This window comes from Arthrobacter sp. fls2-241-R2A-200, from assembly GCF_030209745.1.
GTDB lineage: Bacteria > Actinomycetota > Actinomycetes > Actinomycetales > Micrococcaceae > Arthrobacter.
The window spans coordinates 1-17,594 of sequence record NZ_JARVRJ010000007.1; the positions used below are offsets into that span (position 1 = coordinate 1).

At 63.9% G+C, this 17,594-nt stretch carries 19 protein-coding genes and 2 pseudogenes; 7 read left to right on the forward strand and 14 right to left on the reverse strand.

All coding sequences use genetic code 11. From position 1 onward, the window contains the following. Nucleotides 1-79 (reverse strand): annotated as a pseudogene (locus QRN42_RS07605) (recombinase family protein); the annotation flags it as partial. Between the two features lie 485 nt (nt 80-564). Here QRN42_RS07605 and QRN42_RS07610 point away from each other — a divergent pair. After that, a complete protein-coding gene (locus tag QRN42_RS07610) occupies nt 565-735 on the forward strand; it encodes a hypothetical protein (protein WP_284978645.1) in 171 nt (56 codons plus the stop codon). A gap of 20 nt (nt 736-755) precedes the next feature. Beyond that, complete coding sequence (locus QRN42_RS07615; RefSeq protein WP_284978866.1) at nt 756-1,031, forward strand: LysE family translocator; 276 nt, start codon at nt 756-758, stop codon at nt 1,029-1,031. Nucleotides 1,032-1,296: 265 nt separating this feature from the next. Here the strand turns inward: QRN42_RS07615 and QRN42_RS07620 are convergent, their stop codons facing one another. Genes QRN42_RS07620 through QRN42_RS07645 form a run of 6 tightly spaced genes read right to left on the reverse strand, consistent with a single transcriptional unit; the run spans nt 1,297 to nt 7,318 of the window. Beyond that, entirely contained in the window at nt 1,297-1,596 is a 300-nt protein-coding gene (locus QRN42_RS07620; protein ID WP_284978646.1) for a hypothetical protein, read from the reverse strand. A 58-nt stretch (nt 1,597-1,654) separates the two neighbouring features. Continuing rightward, complete coding sequence (locus QRN42_RS07625) at nt 1,655-2,776, reverse strand: enolase C-terminal domain-like protein (protein ID WP_284978647.1); 1,122 nt, start codon at nt 2,774-2,776, stop codon at nt 1,655-1,657. Between the two features lie 3 nt (nt 2,777-2,779). Continuing rightward, nucleotides 2,780-4,570 (reverse strand): thiamine pyrophosphate-requiring protein, encoded by a 1,791-nt coding sequence (locus QRN42_RS07630; protein ID WP_284978648.1) that lies wholly within the window; start codon nt 4,568-4,570, stop codon nt 2,780-2,782. Nucleotides 4,571-4,572: 2 nt separating this feature from the next. Continuing rightward, entirely contained in the window at nt 4,573-6,228 is a 1,656-nt protein-coding gene (locus QRN42_RS07635) for a GMC family oxidoreductase (RefSeq protein WP_284978649.1), read from the reverse strand. Next, on the reverse strand, nt 6,225-6,866 hold the full coding sequence (locus QRN42_RS07640) for a gluconate 2-dehydrogenase subunit 3 family protein (protein WP_284978650.1): 642 nt from the start codon (nt 6,864-6,866) through the stop codon (nt 6,225-6,227). The genes QRN42_RS07635 and QRN42_RS07640 overlap by 4 nt, the downstream gene beginning before the upstream one ends. After that, nucleotides 6,863-7,318 (reverse strand): hypothetical protein, encoded by a 456-nt coding sequence (locus tag QRN42_RS07645; RefSeq protein ID WP_284976807.1) that lies wholly within the window; start codon nt 7,316-7,318, stop codon nt 6,863-6,865. Before QRN42_RS07645 ends, QRN42_RS07640 begins: the two co-directional genes overlap by 4 nt. Nucleotides 7,319-7,407: 89 nt before the next feature. On the opposite strand from QRN42_RS07645, the gene QRN42_RS07650 reads away from it, so the two are divergent. Continuing rightward, a complete protein-coding gene (locus tag QRN42_RS07650) occupies nt 7,408-7,908 on the forward strand; it encodes a MarR family winged helix-turn-helix transcriptional regulator (RefSeq protein WP_284976808.1) in 501 nt (166 codons plus the stop codon). A gap of 155 nt (nt 7,909-8,063) precedes the next feature. On the opposite strand, the gene QRN42_RS07655 is transcribed toward QRN42_RS07650, so the two are convergent. Then, nucleotides 8,064-9,026 carry an aldose 1-epimerase family protein gene (locus tag QRN42_RS07655; protein WP_284978651.1) on the reverse strand — a complete coding sequence of 321 codons (963 nt, stop codon included), beginning with the start codon at nt 9,024-9,026 and terminating at the stop codon, nt 8,064-8,066. Next, the gene (locus tag QRN42_RS07660; RefSeq protein WP_284978652.1) at nt 9,023-10,093 is read right to left on the reverse strand and encodes a glucose 1-dehydrogenase; all 1,071 of its coding nucleotides are present in this window, start codon (nt 10,091-10,093) and stop codon (nt 9,023-9,025) included. Before QRN42_RS07660 ends, QRN42_RS07655 begins: the two co-directional genes overlap by 4 nt. A gap of 617 nt (nt 10,094-10,710) precedes the next feature. Between QRN42_RS07660 and QRN42_RS07665 the strand changes: the two genes are divergently transcribed. Together QRN42_RS07665 and QRN42_RS07670 are read left to right on the forward strand one after the other, a co-directional pair. Next, nucleotides 10,711-11,166, forward strand: coding sequence for an alpha/beta hydrolase (locus tag QRN42_RS07665; RefSeq protein WP_284976811.1), 456 nt, complete (start codon nt 10,711-10,713; stop codon nt 11,164-11,166). A gap of 50 nt (nt 11,167-11,216) precedes the next feature. Further along, nucleotides 11,217-11,321, forward strand: a pseudogene (locus QRN42_RS07670) (recombinase family protein); the annotation flags it as partial. 32 nt (nt 11,322-11,353) lie between these two features. On the opposite strand, the gene QRN42_RS07675 reads toward QRN42_RS07670, so the two are convergent. From QRN42_RS07675 to QRN42_RS07695, 5 genes are all read right to left on the reverse strand, one after another. After that, the gene (locus QRN42_RS07675; RefSeq protein ID WP_284978653.1) at nt 11,354-12,106 is read right to left on the reverse strand and encodes a maleylpyruvate isomerase family mycothiol-dependent enzyme; all 753 of its coding nucleotides are present in this window, start codon (nt 12,104-12,106) and stop codon (nt 11,354-11,356) included. After that, nucleotides 12,106-12,942 carry a fumarylacetoacetate hydrolase family protein gene (locus tag QRN42_RS07680; protein ID WP_284978654.1) on the reverse strand — a complete coding sequence of 279 codons (837 nt, stop codon included), beginning with the start codon at nt 12,940-12,942 and terminating at the stop codon, nt 12,106-12,108. The genes QRN42_RS07675 and QRN42_RS07680 overlap by 1 nt, the downstream gene beginning before the upstream one ends. Then, a complete protein-coding gene (locus tag QRN42_RS07685) occupies nt 12,942-14,084 on the reverse strand; it encodes a cupin domain-containing protein (RefSeq protein WP_284978655.1) in 1,143 nt (380 codons plus the stop codon). Before QRN42_RS07685 ends, QRN42_RS07680 begins: the two co-directional genes overlap by 1 nt. A gap of 123 nt (nt 14,085-14,207) precedes the next feature. After that, complete coding sequence (locus QRN42_RS07690; protein ID WP_284978656.1) at nt 14,208-14,789, reverse strand: IclR family transcriptional regulator; 582 nt, start codon at nt 14,787-14,789, stop codon at nt 14,208-14,210. Continuing rightward, complete coding sequence (locus QRN42_RS07695; RefSeq protein ID WP_284978657.1) at nt 14,681-15,013, reverse strand: helix-turn-helix domain-containing protein; 333 nt, start codon at nt 15,011-15,013, stop codon at nt 14,681-14,683. Before QRN42_RS07695 ends, QRN42_RS07690 begins: the two co-directional genes overlap by 109 nt. A gap of 48 nt (nt 15,014-15,061) precedes the next feature. Between QRN42_RS07695 and QRN42_RS07700 the strand changes: the two genes are divergently transcribed. Both QRN42_RS07700 and QRN42_RS07705 read left to right on the forward strand, forming a co-directional pair. Beyond that, complete coding sequence (locus QRN42_RS07700; protein ID WP_284976816.1) at nt 15,062-16,354, forward strand: MFS transporter; 1,293 nt, start codon at nt 15,062-15,064, stop codon at nt 16,352-16,354. Further along, nucleotides 16,347-17,594 (forward strand): FAD-dependent oxidoreductase, encoded by a 1,248-nt coding sequence (locus QRN42_RS07705; protein WP_284978658.1) that lies wholly within the window; start codon nt 16,347-16,349, stop codon nt 17,592-17,594. The genes QRN42_RS07700 and QRN42_RS07705 overlap by 8 nt, the downstream gene beginning before the upstream one ends.

Here is a 17,594-nt window from a genome sequence, read left to right on the forward strand (position 1 = left end):
GAACCTGGCCTTCGAGCTGGCGTTTCTCATTCTGGTCAAGAGTGCTTACTCGGACGTACCCGATCCGTTGTCCTGCCACCGCCGCCTCCAACCGTCGTCCTGTCAGGTTGAGTCCTAAGCTCCTCTCAAAAGAAGGCCAGGACAAAGTGTCCCGGTCGTCAGGTTGGGGTGTGCCCTTGTTGAACAGACAATGTTGCAGCTGGACCGGTAGGCACCTTGATGCAAGACAGAGATTATCGAAAAACTTGGGGACTCCCTGGATGCCTTTGGTAGAAACTCTCCAACGGCTCAGTGCTAACGTCTCATCGAATCCGTCGTCGTTGGTGCTTCACCTCGAGGACGCGGTTGTGCGGTAACGCGTGGACCCGATCAATGCCGACAATAAGATTGTGGCGGATAACGCGCGAGGAACCTGTTTGCCTTTCGTGGTCTTACTGGACCGCTCCCGGGTGTAGCAGAGAATTACGTCCGAATGGTGCGCCCAACCGAGCCCTGACATACCCTGTCATCGGTTGGTATCGGTGCTGGCGGCCCTTCGGCGAGGAGGTGCGGGCATGGATAATCGTGACTGTGACCGCTTCTTCCCTCATCGCCTTCGTTGGACTCTGCCTGATCCTGTCGCTTAGGCCCGGACCAGACACGTTCCTAGTGCTGCGCTTTGCCCTCATCCGGCCCGGGGCCGGGATCGCTGCCGGGCTGGTTCGGCGGTTCCTTCCCTTGCGTGGGCGGCCCTAGTCGGCGTCGGTCTGGCGGCGATCCTGGAGCAACCCGCAGAGGTGTTCCGCTGGCTCAAGATCGCGGGTGGCGTCTACCTGCTGTACTTAGGTATTTCCTCCTTCCTGAAGACGAGGAATGCGGCAAAACGCACGTTGGAAACCAGGGAGGAGGACGATGCCTCTCAGCGCAGCAACGCGGCCGGTTTTGCCGCAGGGGCACTGTCCACTTTGCTCAACCCCAAGGTTGGCCTCTTTTACTTGGCGATCGTTCGCAGTTCATCCCACAGGGAAGCGACATGTTGGTCACCTCGATGATTCTCGGTTCGATGGAAGCTGTAAACTGTCATCAGCATCAGGGTGTCATCCGTCATGGTCGGCGCGACACGCCTCACAGCCTTGGCCCGGTCAGTCGAATCCATGATCTGCAACGGCGATCTTCGCGGCGGAGCCTCTGTACGGGTTCTGATTTCACTTCAAGGCCGGGCCACGATCGCTGAACTTCAGGCCGGGTATCTGAGGCTCCGTCGCTGATGGTGGCGTCTGTGCTGCTCGGCGATGGAATGACCCGTTCCGGCGAGTGTCAGGTTCTCACTGCATCTGCGGCAACTGCTGCCGGTAGATCCACTATGTAGGGCGTGCCGTAGGAGGCCGAGGACGCGACAGCTTCAAGCCAGGTGGTGGGCGGCGACTTCACGCCACGGGCCGCGAAGGCCGAACGCAGGCTCGCCATGATGGTCTCCAGGCTCTTACCCTGTGCGCCCTTCGCGACATCGAAGATAGCAAGCTGTAGCTGCAGCTTCGTGTCGGCTTCGGGGTCCTTGCTGGAAGGATTGTTCGCGGCTGCGTTGTTCGGGGCTGCTTTGTTCGGGTCGATGTTCATGGGTTTCCTTTCGGTCATTCTTCGCCGTCTGGTGCCGTTGTCTGGGGACAGCCGGCGGTCAGCGGACCCGGTATTTTTCGGTCTCAGCGGTACGTAGCGACAATCCGTTGCCCGGGCCGTCCCCAGGCGTTACCGAACCGCCGTCGGGATCCAGCGTTCCGTCAAAGAAAAGATTCTCAATCCGAACGTGGTCATGGAACCATTCCAAGTGCCTGAAGTTCGGGGTCGCGGCGGCGACGGCTGTGCTCAGGTGGGGCGCACAGTGGCCGGAGATTTCGAGGCCATGGGCGGCCGCAACGGCGGCTATCCGCAACCATTCCGTGATTCCACCGCACCTGCTGACGTCCGCCTGCAGACAGTCGAGGGCATCGGCGGCGCACATGCGCTGGAAATAGGGGAGGCCTGTTCCGTATTCTCCGGCGGCGACGTCCGCGTCCACCGCGTTCCGCACGGCCCGGAGGCCGGACAGGTGGTCGCTTGAGACCGGCTCCTCGAACCATGTCACCTCCTGCTCAGCAGCCTCACGCATAACGCGGATCGCCTGCTTTGCCGTGTAGGCACCGTTGGCATCGACGAACAGTTCAGTGCCACGCCCGACGACCGCGCGCGCCTGGCGGATGCGCTCCAGGTCGCGCTGGACGTTCGTTCCGCCGTCCTGGCCGATTTTGATCTTTACTCGCGGAATCCGCTGACGCTGGACCCAGCCCTCCAGTTGGCTCCTCAATTGCTCGTCGGTATAAGTGGTGAAACCGCCACTTCCGTAGACCGCGACGCTGTCCCGCGCAGCACCGAGCAGTTTATGCAACGGCAAGTCCAACAGGCGGGCCTTAAGGTCCCAAAGGGCGCAGTCGATGGCCGAGACCGCGTAAGACGCGAGTCCGGTTCTTCCCATGTTGCGCACCGTCCGGGCCATCGTTGCCGCGGCGGCCGGGACGTCCATGGCATCCACGCCGCAGACGGCGGGGCCCAGTAACTCTTCCACCAAAGCGGTGGCCGCCGTCGGACCATAAGACCACCCGAGGCCGGTCTTGCCGCCCGCAGCGACTTGGACCAGCACCATTGTCGTAGAGTCCCAGCTAAAAGTACCGTCCGCTTCCGGCCCATCTGTGGGTACCGTGTATGCCGAAGCCTGGACAGCGGTGATAGGAGCATCGGCCGCCGCCATTTTTGGTAATACCACTGGTCATCGCTCCTTATGTGGCAGGAACTCCTGGATCTTGGTCTTGACGCCTTCCTTCACCACGCCCCACGCACTGTCGTCTCCCTTGAGCATGGCCTCGGCGGTGTTCCGTGCCTGCTCCAAGGTAGCGTGCGGCGGGATGGGCGGGATGTCGGGATCGGTGCGGACGTCAAGGAGCGTTGGCCTGTCCGCGGCAAGGGCGGTCTCCCAGGCCCGCCCCACGTCGTTGGGGTTGTCCACGTGGATGCCCTGCAACCCCAGGCTTTCGGCGAAACCGGCGTAGTCGACGTCCGGTAGTTCCTGGGATTCCCTGAAGGCCGGTACTCCACCCATGGCCCGCATTTCCCAGGTGACCTGGTTGAGGTCGTCGTTGTGCAGGACGGCCACCACCAGCCGGGGATCCGTCCACTCCCGCCAGTAGTGCTTGATGGTAATCAGTTCGGCGAGGCCGTTCATTTGCATGGCCCCATCACCGGCAAAGGCGATGGCAGGCCGGTCCGGATACGCGAACTTCGCACCGATGGCGTAGGGGACACCGGGTCCCATAGTGGCCAGGTTCCCCGACAGCGAGCCACGGACCTCGCCACGGAATTTCAACTGCCTCGCGTACCAGTTCGCCGAGGATCCCGAGTCGGCGCTCAGCATGGCGTTATCGGGCAGCCGGGTAGAGAGCTCGGCAAACAGGCGCATGGGATTGATGGGATTGGCGCTGACCATGGCTTCGTCATGCATTGTCTCCCACCAGCGGGTGATGGAGGACTTCAGTTCCTCCTGCCACGACCGGTCCCTCTTACGGTCCAAATGGGGAATCAATGCCCGCAACGCGGCCCCGGCGTCCGCCACGATGTTGAACTCATTGGCGTAGCGCAGCCCGATCATCTTCGGATCCACGTCGATCTGCACGCCGCGGGCCTGGCCGGGTTTGGGCAGGAATTGGGTGTAAGGAAAACTGGAGCCCACGGTGAGCAGGGTGTCACAGTCACGCATCATTTCGTAGCTGGGCCGTGTGCCCAACAAACCGATGGAACCAGTGACGTAGGGAAGTTCGTCGGACAGCGAGTCCTTCCCCAAGAGTGCCTTGGCGACGCCCGCTCCCAGCAGCTCTGCCACTTCCTGCACTTCCGTGGCCGCACCGCGGGCACCCTGACCGATCAAAATGGCCACCTTGGACCCTTCGTTCAGCAGCTGCGCAGCACCCCGGATTGCTTCGGGGGCCGGTTCGAGTGCCGGCCAACGGGTTCCCACGCTGGAGGGAACCATCTTGAACTCGTGGGTGGGCGCTGCGTATTCGAGCTCCTGCACATCCGACGGGATAATGACAGCCGTGGGAGCCCGCTGCGCCTCCGCGATCCGGATGGCGCGGTCAATCACGTTGGGCAGCTGCTCCGGGACCGTGACCATCTGGACGTAGTCGGAGGCTACGTCCTTGAACAAGCTCAACAAGTCGACTTCCTGCTGATAGGAGCCGCCCATGGCGCTCCGCGCTGTCTGGCCTACGATGGCCACCACAGGGACGTGGTCCAGTTTGGCGTCGTACAGTCCATTGAGCAGATGGATTGCTCCCGGCCCGGAGGTGGCCATGCAAATAGCAGGCCGTCCCGAGAATTTGGCGTAGCCCACCGCTTCGAAGGCCGCCATCTCCTCGTGCCTGGCTTGGATGAATTTCGGCTGGTTGCCGGCCTTGCCGAAGGCGGCGAGAATCCCGTTGATGCCGTCTCCCGGAAATCCAAACACTTTGTCCACGCCCCACTCGCCCAGCCGGGAGAGAAGGTAGTCAGCCACGGTTGTTGCCATGATCATGCTCCTTTCGTGCTTGTCGGCACTCCGTTGCGGGCGCCCTTGACCAGGCTGCGGGCGGCACGCGCCGCCACAGCCATGATGGTCAGTGCCGGATTGGCGCTGCCTTGTGTGGGCAGGACGCTGCCGTCAGTGACCAGAAGATTGGGTACTGCGAAAGTGCGGCAATTCCGGTCCACCACGCCGGTCTGCGCTGTGGCGGCCATGCGGGCACCGCCCACAAGATGGGCATACCTCTTAATGGTGATCACCTCTTCCGCCCCAGCGGCAGTGAGGATCTGCTCCATGACCTGCTGCGCAGCTGACATCAGGTGCCTGTCGTTCTCGCACTGGCTGTAGCTGAAGGAGGCCACGGGTATGCCGTTGTGGTCCGTTTCGTCCGCCAGCGTGACGCGGTTCCCTTCGAGGGGGAGGAACTCACACAGTGCGCCCAGGCATGCCCAGTGCGGGTAGTCGCTCATATATCGGCGAAGCGTGGCTCCCCAATGGCCTTGCGCAGCCACGTGCTCCGCCCAGGTAATGGGCAACGGCGATACGCACTGGATGGAAAATCCGCGCTTGTACGGTTTCTCCGGATTTGTCTCATAGAAGTCTTCGGTACTGACTTCCGGGGGAGGAGCCTTCCACATCCGCACCTCGGCCTGGAACCTCCCGGCTGTCTGTGGTGCGCCCTGGACCATGAGGTAGCGGCCCACTTGGTCGAAGTCGTTGCATAGTCCATCCGGAAAACGCTGCGACGTCGAATTGAGCAACAGCCGCGGGGTCTCGATCGAGTAGCCTGCCACAGCCACCATGCGCGCGCGCTGAAACCTTTGGACGCCCTCGCGCAGGTATTCGACGCCCGTTGCCATGCCGGTGTGCTCATCGACCCCGATCCTGGTGACCATGGAGTCCGGGCGCACCTCGGCGCCCTGGGCCAGCGCGTCGGGGATGTGGGTTATCAGGGGCGAGGCCTTGGCATTGACTTTGCACCCTTGAAGGCAAAACCCGCGGTAGATGCAGTGCGGTCGGTTGCCGAACCGGCCGTTGGCGATGGCCACCGGCCCCACTTTGGCGGTGATCCCGCATGCCTGTGCACCCCGAAGAAAGAGCTCACCGTTGCCGGACACAGGGTGCGGACGGTGGGGGTAGCGGTGCGGGTCACCCCAGGGCCAGTGTTCCCCCGCGACTGGCAATTCGGCTTCTATCTCCTCATACAACGGCCGGAGTTCCTCGTACGTCAACGGCCAGTCGGCCCCGACTCCGTCCGTGCTGAGGGTGCGGAAGTCGCTGGGGTGGAAACGCGGCGTGTATCCGGCGTAATGGACCATCGAGCCGCCTACGCCCCGCCCTGAGTTGTTCGACCCCAACGGCACGGGATCAGCCCCCGAGATGACCCGCGGTTCCGTCCAGTACAAGTGGTGGGAGCCGGCTTCGTCACTGACCCAATCCTGCTCGGGTTCCCAGAAGGGCCCTGCGTCCAAGGCCACCGCCCGCCAACCTGCCCGGGCCAGCCGCTGGAGCAGCGTGGCACCGCCGGCGCCGCAGCCGACGATGACGATATCCACTTCGTCCGCATCGGCGTACCGGCGCATCTTTTCCCGCAATCCGGTATTGCTGCCTGGTCCGGTGGGCAGGAGCCACGCGGACGGGTTACGTTCCCTGAGGGAGCTCACCGGTCAGCTCCATGGGTCGGGTCGGCATCCGCTCGCACGTCGCGGACCTCGAAGGGTTCCAATTTGTCGACTCCCAGGTTTTTGTAGCCACGAGGGTAGGCGGGTCCGGCGAAGCCGATTTCGTCCCAAGCCAGGGGATGGGAATAGAAGGCGGTGCAGGCATATCGCGTCCACAGGCTCCATACCCGGTCCGCCGGCAGGCCGTGCCAAGGTTCCTGTCTTAGGTCACAGATGCCCTGCAACAGCCTGCCCTGCTGCTCCTTGTCGAGCAGCGCAAACGGGCAGTCCGCCAGGGACCGCGCCTCATCGTCCAAGGCAGCGAGGGAAGCACGCCAAGCCGCACCGTCCTGGGGCATGTCCGCATAATGCCAGCCGTCAGTCTCCTCCGCGGCCAGCCGGGCATCGACCATATTCAGCACGGGCACCTTTGGCTCTTCCTGCTGGTTAAGCAGCATGTCCAAAAGGGCCCTGGCTGCAGCTTCCTCGGCTGGAGTAAAGAAGCGGACATCCGGAGGCGGCCCCAAACGGGACTGTACGACGGCGGCGGTGGCCTGGTCCCAGTGTCCGGCCTGCGCGAGGCTGCTGAACCCCGGATACCGGCCGCCGCCGTCGGACGCTTCCAACGGCAGACCGCTCACGGCTCCCTCCTCAGCACCGAGGCCAAGACACCCATACCGCCGACCATGGTGACCAGCAGCGGTGCGAACAGCGGTGGCCCCATCTCCAGGTTGTAGCGGAGGTTGGACAGGCCCCCGGGCTTTTGGCGGATCCCCTGCAGATGCAGCCACGTACCCTGTAAACCATTGGCAATGATCGCTGCGCTGGCCAAGGGAAGGGCAGTCTTGGCTGCCCGACGACTGAAGACTCCCGCGACTCCAGCCACGGCACCCACGGGGCCGAGCACAACCGGCGCCCACATCCACTTGTTACCGAAGCTGGCCTTGTCATGTTCGAGGAAAATCTCTGCTGCTGTGACCAATGCGCCAGCCGCTGTCAGCGCGGAGAGGGCACGCTCAAAATGTCCGGTCTGCACGTTCGTAATCAGCCGGTCAATGCCGCGCACTGTGTCCCTTGGTAGTTGTGTTTTCACGATTCTCCTTACGTGCAGGGGAGGTGCTTTCAAATTTGTGAAGCGGCAAAGCTTTGCGGGAATGCAACTATCGGAGCAAACTGGTGCTCATGGATACAGGTGGGGGATCCGACCAGATCCCGGAGGTTTCGAGTCGGGAAGTCGAGGCAATGATGCGTGCCGCCGATACGCTTTTGCGCGTCGTTGCCAGCTCTGTTGCTGAGGTTGAAGATGTGGTGAACAGCCCCCAGCTCCGGGTGCTGGTCCGCATCCACACCCGCGGACCGCAAAATCTTGGCGGAGTGGCCGCCGAGCTGGGTGTACACGCCTCCAATGCGACCCGGATCTGTGATCGGCTGGTGGCAGCTGATCTGCTGGAGCGCAGGGAAGACCCCGCTGACCGGCGGTACATTTGGCTCGAGCTGACTGCAAAAGGAAGAGCACTCGTGGAATCCGTGCTGAACCACCGCCGGGAGGCCATTGCAGAGGTGATGTCGAGGATGCCGGCCGGGCGCCGGCCGGCGCTGACCGCGGCGCTCGAGGCCTTCGCAGCCGCCGCCGGGGGCCAAGGCACCACCGACGGTCGCTTTACCCTGGGGGCCAGCACGTGAAGTAACTGGATCCTGGTGCCGCAATCCATGACTTCATTGAACTCCAGTACTTGCGCTGACGCAATAGTTGGCCCTCGACTACGTAGTTGGCGCCGGGTTCCTAGGGGGTCCGATGCCCAGACGTGGCCCCGCGCAGACCTCCAACTCGCAGACCTTCAGGTCGGCGTGATGCCCCACGCCGCAGTGTGGGATTGCCCGGGCTGAAGGGTGATCAGCCCCTCGCCGGAGTTGAAGGCGTCCGGCGCGCAGGTCATGGGCTCCACGCCAAGTCCGGCGCGTCGTCTGTTCAACTGGGGGAGGGCGTCGCCCGTGAAAATCTCCAGAAACGGGTAGGACCGATCCACCCAAAGCCCGACCCCGCCGGAATGGTCAGGACGCAGCAGTTTGACCCATGCGCGTCCGTCTGTGTCACGGATAAGGTCCGTGTAAGCGACGTCAATATGCCGGGTGCCCAGTTGCTGAAGCTCCCGCAGGTCGTACTCGGTTCCGTCCACCCGCTCGTGTCCGGTGGGAATACCCCGTTCATCCACAGGTAAGAAGGTTGCGCCGGGCACCTGGACCAGTCCTGCGTCAATGGCGCCGCCCCGGACCACTCCGGTGCTGAGGTACGGATGGGCGCCCGTACCGTAAGGGCACGCTGACGCGCTTCGGTTCACCACTGTGGTCCGCACGGTCAGTCCGTCAAGTCCAAGGTGGTAGTCCACCCGGGAATCAAGAACCCAGGGCCACCCTTGGCAGGCGTGCAGCGTGTAGACAAAAGAAATGGCATCCTCAGCCCGTTCGATGACGTCCCAGTTCCGCCATCGGGTCAACCCGTGAATTGCTCCACCCTTGTCAGGTTCGCTGAGGTCCAGCTGCAACGGCTGGCCCTCCCATTCATACTTTCCATTCCGGATCCGGTTGGGCCATGGGATGAGCGATTGACCGCGCGCTCCGGTGCACATTTCGTCAGGGCCGTAACCGTCCAGGACGGGAACGCCGTCGATGCGGAAGTCACGAAGGGCTCCGCCAACTTCGGTGAGCCAAGCAATTTGCTGCCCGGATCGGATCTCGTACTGCGCGCCCGAGGAAAACTTGAGGTCCCGGACATCCTCGGAGCCGGCCTCTTCCGCCGTCATGGCTTAGCGCCTCCGCCGCCCTCGCTGGTGATGTCGAGGACCACCTTGACATCATCAGGCCGGCGCTGGAAAGCAGCCTCGAAGTCACCCAACGGGACGCGACGGCTGATGAGGCGCCCCAGCCACTCCTGGTCGGCCTTCGCCAAAGCGGCGGCGCCGGCGTCGTAGTGGCGCTTGTTGGCATTCACGCTGCCGAACACCACGCCGTTGCTAAGCACCTCCTCACGGTTGAGCGCCCCGACGTCCACCTTGGCAGGTTTCCCTGTGCTGGACACGCCAGTGAGGCAGGTGATGGCATCCTGGGCGCGGCAACTGAGTGCGTCAAGGATCACCGGAGTAACACCCGTGCATTCAACAAGGATGTCAGGCCTTAGGCCGGACTCAGGCAATGGCTCGCTGTGGTACGTAGCCCCCAGCTTGCGCACCAGTTCCGGCTTGGGGCCGTCCTTGACGAGGTCGAAGACGTGCACCTCCAGGCCCTGCTGGACTCCCATCATGGCTGCGAGCAGTCCCACCGGACCTGCCCCTGTCACCACCGTGACATGCGGATCGAAAAAGGCGCGCTGTCCAATCCGTCCGATCTGCTCCCAGGCTTTGGCGACGATGGTGGTCGGTTCCAGCAGCACTCCGAGGCCCTGCAGTTGTGCGTCCAGCTTCACCATGTCCTGCGGTTGGGCCCTCCAGCGTTCCCGGGCAAAGCCGTCCAAGCCCTTGATTCCGTGTTCGGTGTACTTGCCGTTCAGACACATGTCCCACTCGCCCACGGCGCAGGCCTTGCACGGCTCCGGATCGGGGCGCCGTACGATGCCCACCACCAGATCGCCTTCTGCCAAACCGGAATCGGCGGGAGCCTCCAGCACCCGGCCCAAGTTCTCATGCCCCAACACGAGGTAGTCCTGCCCGGGCGGCGCTTCCCCGTAATCAGCCGCGATGATCTCACTATCCGTCCCGCAGAGGCCCACGGCCAATGACTCAACCAGGACATTTCCCTCGTTCTCCGCAGGGTCCCGGACATCACGCAAGTGCAGGGAATCCTTTTGTCCGGGTGTAACAGCCAGTGCACGCATGGTTTCTCCCATCAGCAGCGGATATCTCTGGCAAGTGTCCCGCGTTATTTGCGCTGGCGCAACGGTGTTGTTCCTGGCCCTGTGGACGTTGACGCCCAAAGCGCGGACGGACAGAGCCACCGTTCGACGTCGGGCGCACCGTTTAGGGAGGCCCTCCCGTGGCTGCGAGGGCATCAGCATTAGCATGGTCGAGAAACCAGCATGGTCAGAAGACAGGTTGGTCCAGAAGGCAGTTGGTCCAGAAAGCATCGTTGTCGAGAAAGCTCCTTGGTCCAGACGACAGGTGAGGGAGTCATAGCGGGGCACCGAAATTCAGGTCCGGACATGAGCGTTCGGGAGCGCGTCTTGTACGGGCGCTGTGGCCCGCTTCAGGCCAGACGAGCCGCACAGGCGAAACGAGGGTCACAGGCAGCGGCATAAGTAAGTTCAGTGGCGCACGCAAGGGGAGCGCGGCCGCTTCGGCTTTCATAGTTGTTGCAGCGCTCGGTGCTGCAGCCCTCAGGGCCACGCCTTGGCCTTCAGCCTTGCTGATCTGTTGGGTCTTCGAACGTGGGGCAAAAGCAACGGTGGAGGAGATGGCACCCTACGTGCCGAACAGGTCTCTTCGCTGCACGAGCGTGACCTACAAGAAAGGCGCCCCGTTCGACGTCTTCAGCCCGCAGGGCTCTGAAGAGCCACTCCCGACAATTGTATGGATAGATGGGGGAGCCTGGATTTCAGGTGCCCAGTCCAACGTGGAACCGTATCTTCGGATCCTGGCCGCAGAAGGCTTCACCACTATTGGCATCGGCTACCCTCTGCGCCCTGAGAGCACGTACCCCTCTGCGGTGCATCACATCAACGACGCCCTCGCTTACATCCGGGCGCACGCGGCCGATCTGCAGGTGGACGCCCAGCGCATTGTTCTGGCCGGCGACTCCGCCGGAGCCCAACTTGCGAGCCAAACGGCGACCCTGACGGTAAACGCTGCCACAATCCTGCACTGCGGTGTCTACGATCTTAAGGCGATGGCCGATCTTGCCGGCATCACCGCATGGGCCGCTGCCTGTCTTGACCTCCCAGGTGAGGGCTGACACGCGTTCTCACAGTGCAGGACTGGAGGCAGTTGTGAAATGCTCAGCGCATTGGCTACGTGCGGGTGAGCGCGGTGGATCAGAATGAGCTGTGCCGCCTCGAGGGCAAGGTTATGGACAGGGTGTTCACGGACAAAGCCTTGGGACGGCACACACCGCCCGGTCGGTAGGTGACCGAGCGGGCCGCTCAGATCCACGACGGCGGTGCCGGGACGGTGCCGGTTGCGGCGCCGGGCCCGGACGCTGCTACCCCGTTGGCACCACGGCCTGCTGCCCATTGGACGAGGCATGGCAGCGGACCACTGATGATCGTCGGGTCCGCGGCGCCGGTGTCGCCGAAGCAAAAATCCGTGTCATTCACCCTGATCACCAGCCCTGTGTCCGTGCCGCGGGTGTGCCAAGCGCCGGTGACGTCGGTGAGGAGCCGCTCCAGTACGGCCGCGGGTACGTCGTTGAAGGTGGCGCCATTGTTCAGGTCCACGGCGTGGATCCAGACTTCACGGGTGCGCATCCAGACGGTTTCCGCCGCGGGAACGGTCCGACCTTGGGCGGTTTTGACCTTGTGGTGCCAGGCGTCCGCGGGGAGGTCGCGCCATTCAACGTTCAGGTGCACGGCGGAGTGGTCGAACAGATTCCGCAGGGCGATCGGGGATAGGGTCGCCCCGAACTCGATCTCGTGGTGGCGGGCCTCCGGGGATGGGTACATCGGAGTTTCGACGCCGGTGGCGGCCCACTCGATCAACCGTGCGAGGGCACGGGCGTTGTAGCCCACATGGGCTACAACGTGGCGGCGCGTCCAGCCCGGGAGGAGGGTGCCGCCGTCGAGCCCTGAATCGGACAGTTCGTTCAGCTTCCGCGCGAAGAAGGCCGTGCCGCGTCGCGCCTGTAGCAGTGCGTCCAGGAGCGCCACATCAGTGGTCTGATCGTGCCGGGCTACCATCAGGCTTCCTTGACCACGCGGTTTTTCAGTCGGCCAAGTCCTTCGATGGTGGTGACCAGGACTTGTCCCTCCTGTAGGTAGCGTTTGGGGTCCTGGGCGTGGCCCACGCCGCCGGGCGTGCCGGTGGCGATGACGTCGCCGGGGTTCAGCGTGATGATGGTGGAGATGTAGGAGACCAGGAATTCCGGGGTGAACACCAGGTCCGAGGTGGGGGTGGACTGGTGGACTTCCCCGTCCACGGATGAGGTCATCAACGGCCCTGGCGTGAACTCGTCCTTGGTGACCAGGGCGGGCCCGAACGGGGTGGACTTCTCCCAGGTCTTGCCCTGCAGCCATTGAATGGTGCGGAACTGGTAGTCGCGCATTGAGATGTCGTTGAGGACGGAGTATCCGGCGATGTGCTCGGCAGCCTCTTCTTCGCGGATGCGGCGGCCGGTTTTGCCGATGACGACGGCGAGTTCAGCTTCCCAGTCAACGGTGTCCGATTCCTGCGGCAGGGCCAGGTCATCATTGGGGCCGATCAGGGACTCGGCGTACTTGGCGAACAGGGTGGGGTATTCCGGGACGTCCCGGCCCATCTCCTTGATGTGGTTGCGGTAGTTGTGGCCGACGCAGATGATCTTGCCGGGGAAAGGCACGACGGCGGCGAGGTCGGCGCCGTCGAGGGGGTGGGTTGCGCCGTTGGCTGCCTTCGCTGTGGCTTCCCAGGCGGGGTCCTTCAGCAGGGCACCGACGTCAGGGAAGCCCGGGATCTCGGTGAGTGTGTCGCCGTCCTGGCGGACCGCCGTCGTGCTTTCAGTGTCTCCGGAGCCGGTGCGCAGGGTGAGGAGTCTCATTACTTGGTGCGTCCTTCGATGTAGGTGCGGTTGAAATTCAGGCGCTCAAAGATGGGGGCGTCGCTGAACCGGAACAAATCAAACTCCGTGTGTGAACCGGCGTCGGCCTGGAGGGACCATGCCGTCCAGGACGGGACAACGAAGAGGTCGCCCTTGGCCAGTTGCTTGGTTTCGCCGTTCAGGACTACGGTGCCGGTGCCTTCGAAGACCTGCCAGACGCTCGAGCACACCTCGCGAACGGTTTCCGTGGCAGCACCCGCCCGGAGGCGGTGGAACTCGGCCCGGATGGTGGGCATCACGTCGCCGCCGGTGGTGGGGTTGGTAAAGCGGATGGCTGCGTGGCCTTGCGACACGGTGGCCGGGTGGCCTTCGTCTTCCAGGAGCAGTTGCTCGGCCAGCGCCCGGTCGGTGTACTCCCACCGGTAGGCAGCAATGGGGGAGTTGGTGGTGTCATCCAGCCCGGAGAGCGGGCGGAGGCCGGGGTGGGCCCAGAGCCGTTCGGAGCGGGAGATGTCCGGGGTGGCTTCGTCGGTGACGCGCTCGGTACCGAACTCGAAGAACCCGGCGTCGGCGTAGTGCACGAACGGGATGTCCAAGCCGTCGATCCAGGCCATCGGCTCGTCGGTGTCGTTATGGTGGCCGTGGAAGTTCCAGCCCGGGGTCAGCAGGAAATCACCGCGGGACATCCGGACGGGGTCGCCGTTCACCACGGTCCACACGCCTTCGCCTTCGACGACAAAGCGGAAGGCATTCTGTGAATGGCGGTGCTCCGGTGCCGTTTCCCGGCCGCCCAGATACTGGATGGCGGCCCAGAGCGTGGGGGTGGCGTACGGGGTGCCCGCCAGGCCCGGGTTGGCCAGGGCAATAGCCCGGCGTTCCCCGCCGCGGCCCACCGGCACCAGGTCACCGGCGCGAGCGGCCAGGGGGTACAGGTCATCCCACCGCCAGACGTGCGGCACGGCCTTGGGCGACGGGACCATCGGCATCAAGTCAGCGATCTCGGCCCACAGCGGGATCAGGTTTTCTTTATCGAAATCCCGGTACAGCTGCTTAAGCTGGGCAGCCTCCTCCGGTGTGGGCTCGGGAACGTGGTGTTCCTGCGCTACGGATTGATGGGTTTGGTTCTCAGCACTGATCGACACTGGCCTTCTCCTTGCGTGCGGACTGACTGTGGCGTGGATTCGACCATAAGGAGTGCGGCGCTGTGATATCCAAGATATTCTGACTGGCAGAATTTTATAGCTGGACCAGCCATAAGCGGGAGGTCAGCTTCCTGCCGAACCATCCACCGGGTTGGCAGCAATGTCCATCTCCAGCTGGCGCCGGGTTTCCATCATGACCCCCACCAGGCCGGCGTCGAACAGCGGCCGAAACCTCGCCACCGGGGTAGCCACGCTCAACGCGCCCACCACCACGCCCTGACCGTTATGCAAAGCCATCCCGAAGGCGCTGATGCCCTCCTCCGTGCCCTCGAAGTTCGCGGCGAAGCCGTTGGCGCGGACCGACTCAAGCTCGCGCAGGAAAGCCGGGTACTCGGCGTCGGAAACGAAGTCCCCGGCGAGCTGCGCGTTAGGGCTTCGGAACAGCTGCTCCAGCGCTGCGGGATCCAGCTCCGCCAGGATAGCTTTTCCGCCCGAAGCCTTGTGTGCCGGCAAGAGGGTGCCCTGACGGTCGCCGACACGGAGGATGTTGGTGCTTTCCACGGTGTCCAGGAAGCGCACCTTAGTGCCCACCCGGATCATGAGGTTGACCGTCTCATTGGTGCGTGCGCACAGCAGCTCCATGTGTGGCCGGGAGATGTCCCGCAGTTGCCGCGTCCAGCTGAGGCCGGCGGGACCAGCCCCCATCGCCGGGCCCGGAACATAGCGGCGCGTCTCGTCTTGGACCGCGAAGCCCCGTACACCAGCATGGCCAGGAGCCGGTGTGCCGTGGAGGGAGCCACGCCCAGTTCCGCCGCGGCGTCCTTGAGGCGCAGGCTGCCCACGTCCCGCAGCAGCTGCAGGAGCTGCAGGGCGTTGTCCACCGCTTCAATGGAGTAGGTTGGCTTTCGACGGGCGGGAAGATTCTGCATGACAGAATCTTATGTTCGCCGCGGTACGAGTGCCAGCAGAGTGGTGGCATGAATCACACAACTTCCGCTGCAGTGCCGCAGCGAGCCGCCCCGCTGGGCGAAGGCCGTTCCACGTTTCCCCGGCGTACCGTGCTTGCCGTCCTGGTGTGCTGGCTGCTGGTCGTTTTCGACGGCTATGACCTGATCGTCTACGGCACGGTACAGGGCTCGCTCATCAGTGACACCGGGTGGGGCCTGACCAAGGCTACGGCCGGAACCATCGGCTCCATGGCCTTTGTTGGAATGATGGTCGGCGCCGTCTTTGCCGGCCGGATAGCCGATACCTGGGGCCGCCGCCGGACCATCATCGGCTGCGCCGCGATCTTTTCCGCCTTCACCATTCTTTGTGCCTTCGCTCCGAATGCCGCGGTCTTCGGCGGCCTACGGCTGCTGGCGGGCATCGGCTTGGGCGGCCTGGTGCCCTCGGCCAACGCCCTCGTAGCCGAGCTCGTTCCGGAAAAATGGCGGTCCACCATCGCCACGCTCATGATGTCCGGTGTTCCCATCGGTGGCTCCATCGCCGCTCTCATTGGTATCCCGCTCATTCCGGCCTTCGGTTGGCCCGTGATGTTCGTAATCGCCGTCGTCGCCCTGGTGGTGGTCATCCCACTGGGTATCCGATACCTTCCGGAGACGCTGGCGCCCGGCAAGGGCGGGACGGCGGCCAAGGGCGGGACCGCGAAGGAAGATGTGGGATTCCGGTCCCTCCTTCGGGCGCCCCATCTGGGCATCAGCCTGCTGTTCGCCATCAGCACCCTGGTGACCCTCTTCGCTTGGTACGGGCTGGGAACCTGGTTGCCCAACCTCATGCAGCTGGCCGGGTACAACCTGGGATCAGCCCTGACATTCGCGCTGGCGCTCAATTTGGGCGCAGTGGCGGGCTCAGTGCTCACCGCGTGGGCCGGTACCAGGTTCGGGCCCATCCCCACAGCCGTCGCGGCAGCGGGCGTAGCAATGATTGGACTGCTGGTGCTGGTGACCGGGCCACCGGTCGCAGTCGTCTACGTCATGTTGGTGCTCGCAGGGGTGGGCACGCACGGCACGCAGTGTCTGATCATCGCCGCCGTGGCCAGCCACTATCCGGCACACCTCCGCGGTACGGCGCTTGGCTGGGCGCTCGGTGTCGGCCGGCTTGGGGCGGTGGCCGCACCGCAGGCCGGCGGGCTTCTGCTCGCCGCGGGTCTGGGCGTCAACTCAAACTTCCTGGCTTTTGCCGGAGCAGCCGCCGCGGCGGCAGTTCTGCTCGCAGCCGTCGGTACCAAAATCAAGAAATCAACAGCAGTAGGAGTTTCCAATGTCTAACCTCAAAGCGTCCACCGATGTCCTGGTAGTGGGCGGCGGGATGGCCGGGCTTGCCGGAGCGCTGGCGCTCCGCGAAAACGGTGCCGACGTCACGCTGGTCGAAGTTGCGCCCGCCTTCGGCGAAGTGGGTGCAGGACTGCAAATGGCCCCCAACGCCTCCCGCGTCCTCAAGCGCTGGGGCCTGCTGGAGAAGGCGTTGGAAATCGGTGTCCAGCCCAAGCACCTGGTGTTCCGTGACGCTATCACCGGTGAGGAACTGACCCGCCAGACCTTGGGCGGTGAATTCGAGGAACGCTACGGCGCCCCCTACGTGGTCATCCACCGTAGCGACCTGCACCGAATCCTGCTTGAGGCGTGCCAGGCCGCCGGCGTCACCTTGGTGAACGACGTCCTGGTGCAGAAAGTGGAGACCGACGGCGACCGGGCCCGCGCTTACACCGCCAAGGGCGATGTGTTTGAAGCCGACGCCGTCTTGGCCGCAGACGGGCTGAAATCCACCCTTCGCGGTACCGTTTCGAATGATGGTCCGGTGAACTCGGCCTACGTGGCATACCGCGGCACCGTGCCGATCACACCGGAAACTCCCGCAGCGGACCTGGAAGACGTGATCGTCTACCTCGGCCCGAACTGCCACCTGGTCCAGTACCCGCTGCGAAAAGGGCAACTGCTCAACACCGTGGCGGTGTTCAAGTCCCCTTCGTTTGAACGCGGCGAAGAGCAATACGGTGGCGTGGACGAGCTCCAGGCAGCCTACAAGGACTGCATCCCCGCGGTTCAGGAAGCCCTGAAGAACCTGGCCACGGGCATCCGCTGGCCCATGTACGACCGCAATCCCATCGATAGCTGGGTTTCCGGCCGGATGGCGCTCATTGGCGATGCCGCCCACCCGATGCTGCAGTACCTGGCCCAAGGTGCATGCCAAGCCCTGGAAGACGCAGCCGTTCTCCAGGACGCCACCCGCGGCCTGGTCTTTACCGACCAAGGCGTGAACCCCGACGCATGGGAGGCTGCGTTCCGGCAGTTCAACGGCACACGCGCCTCCCGCACCGCACGGGTCCAGCGGACCGCGCGGATTTGGGGAGAGTCCTGGCACGTCGACGGCGTGGCACGCGTCCTGCGGAACATGCTGTTCAAGAGCCGTAGCGATAACAACTTCCAGTACAACGACTGGCTCTACGGCCGCAACGAGCCCGGGGTGCCGGCCGAAGTGTCGGCCGGCACCAGCCTCGTCGAGGCCTAA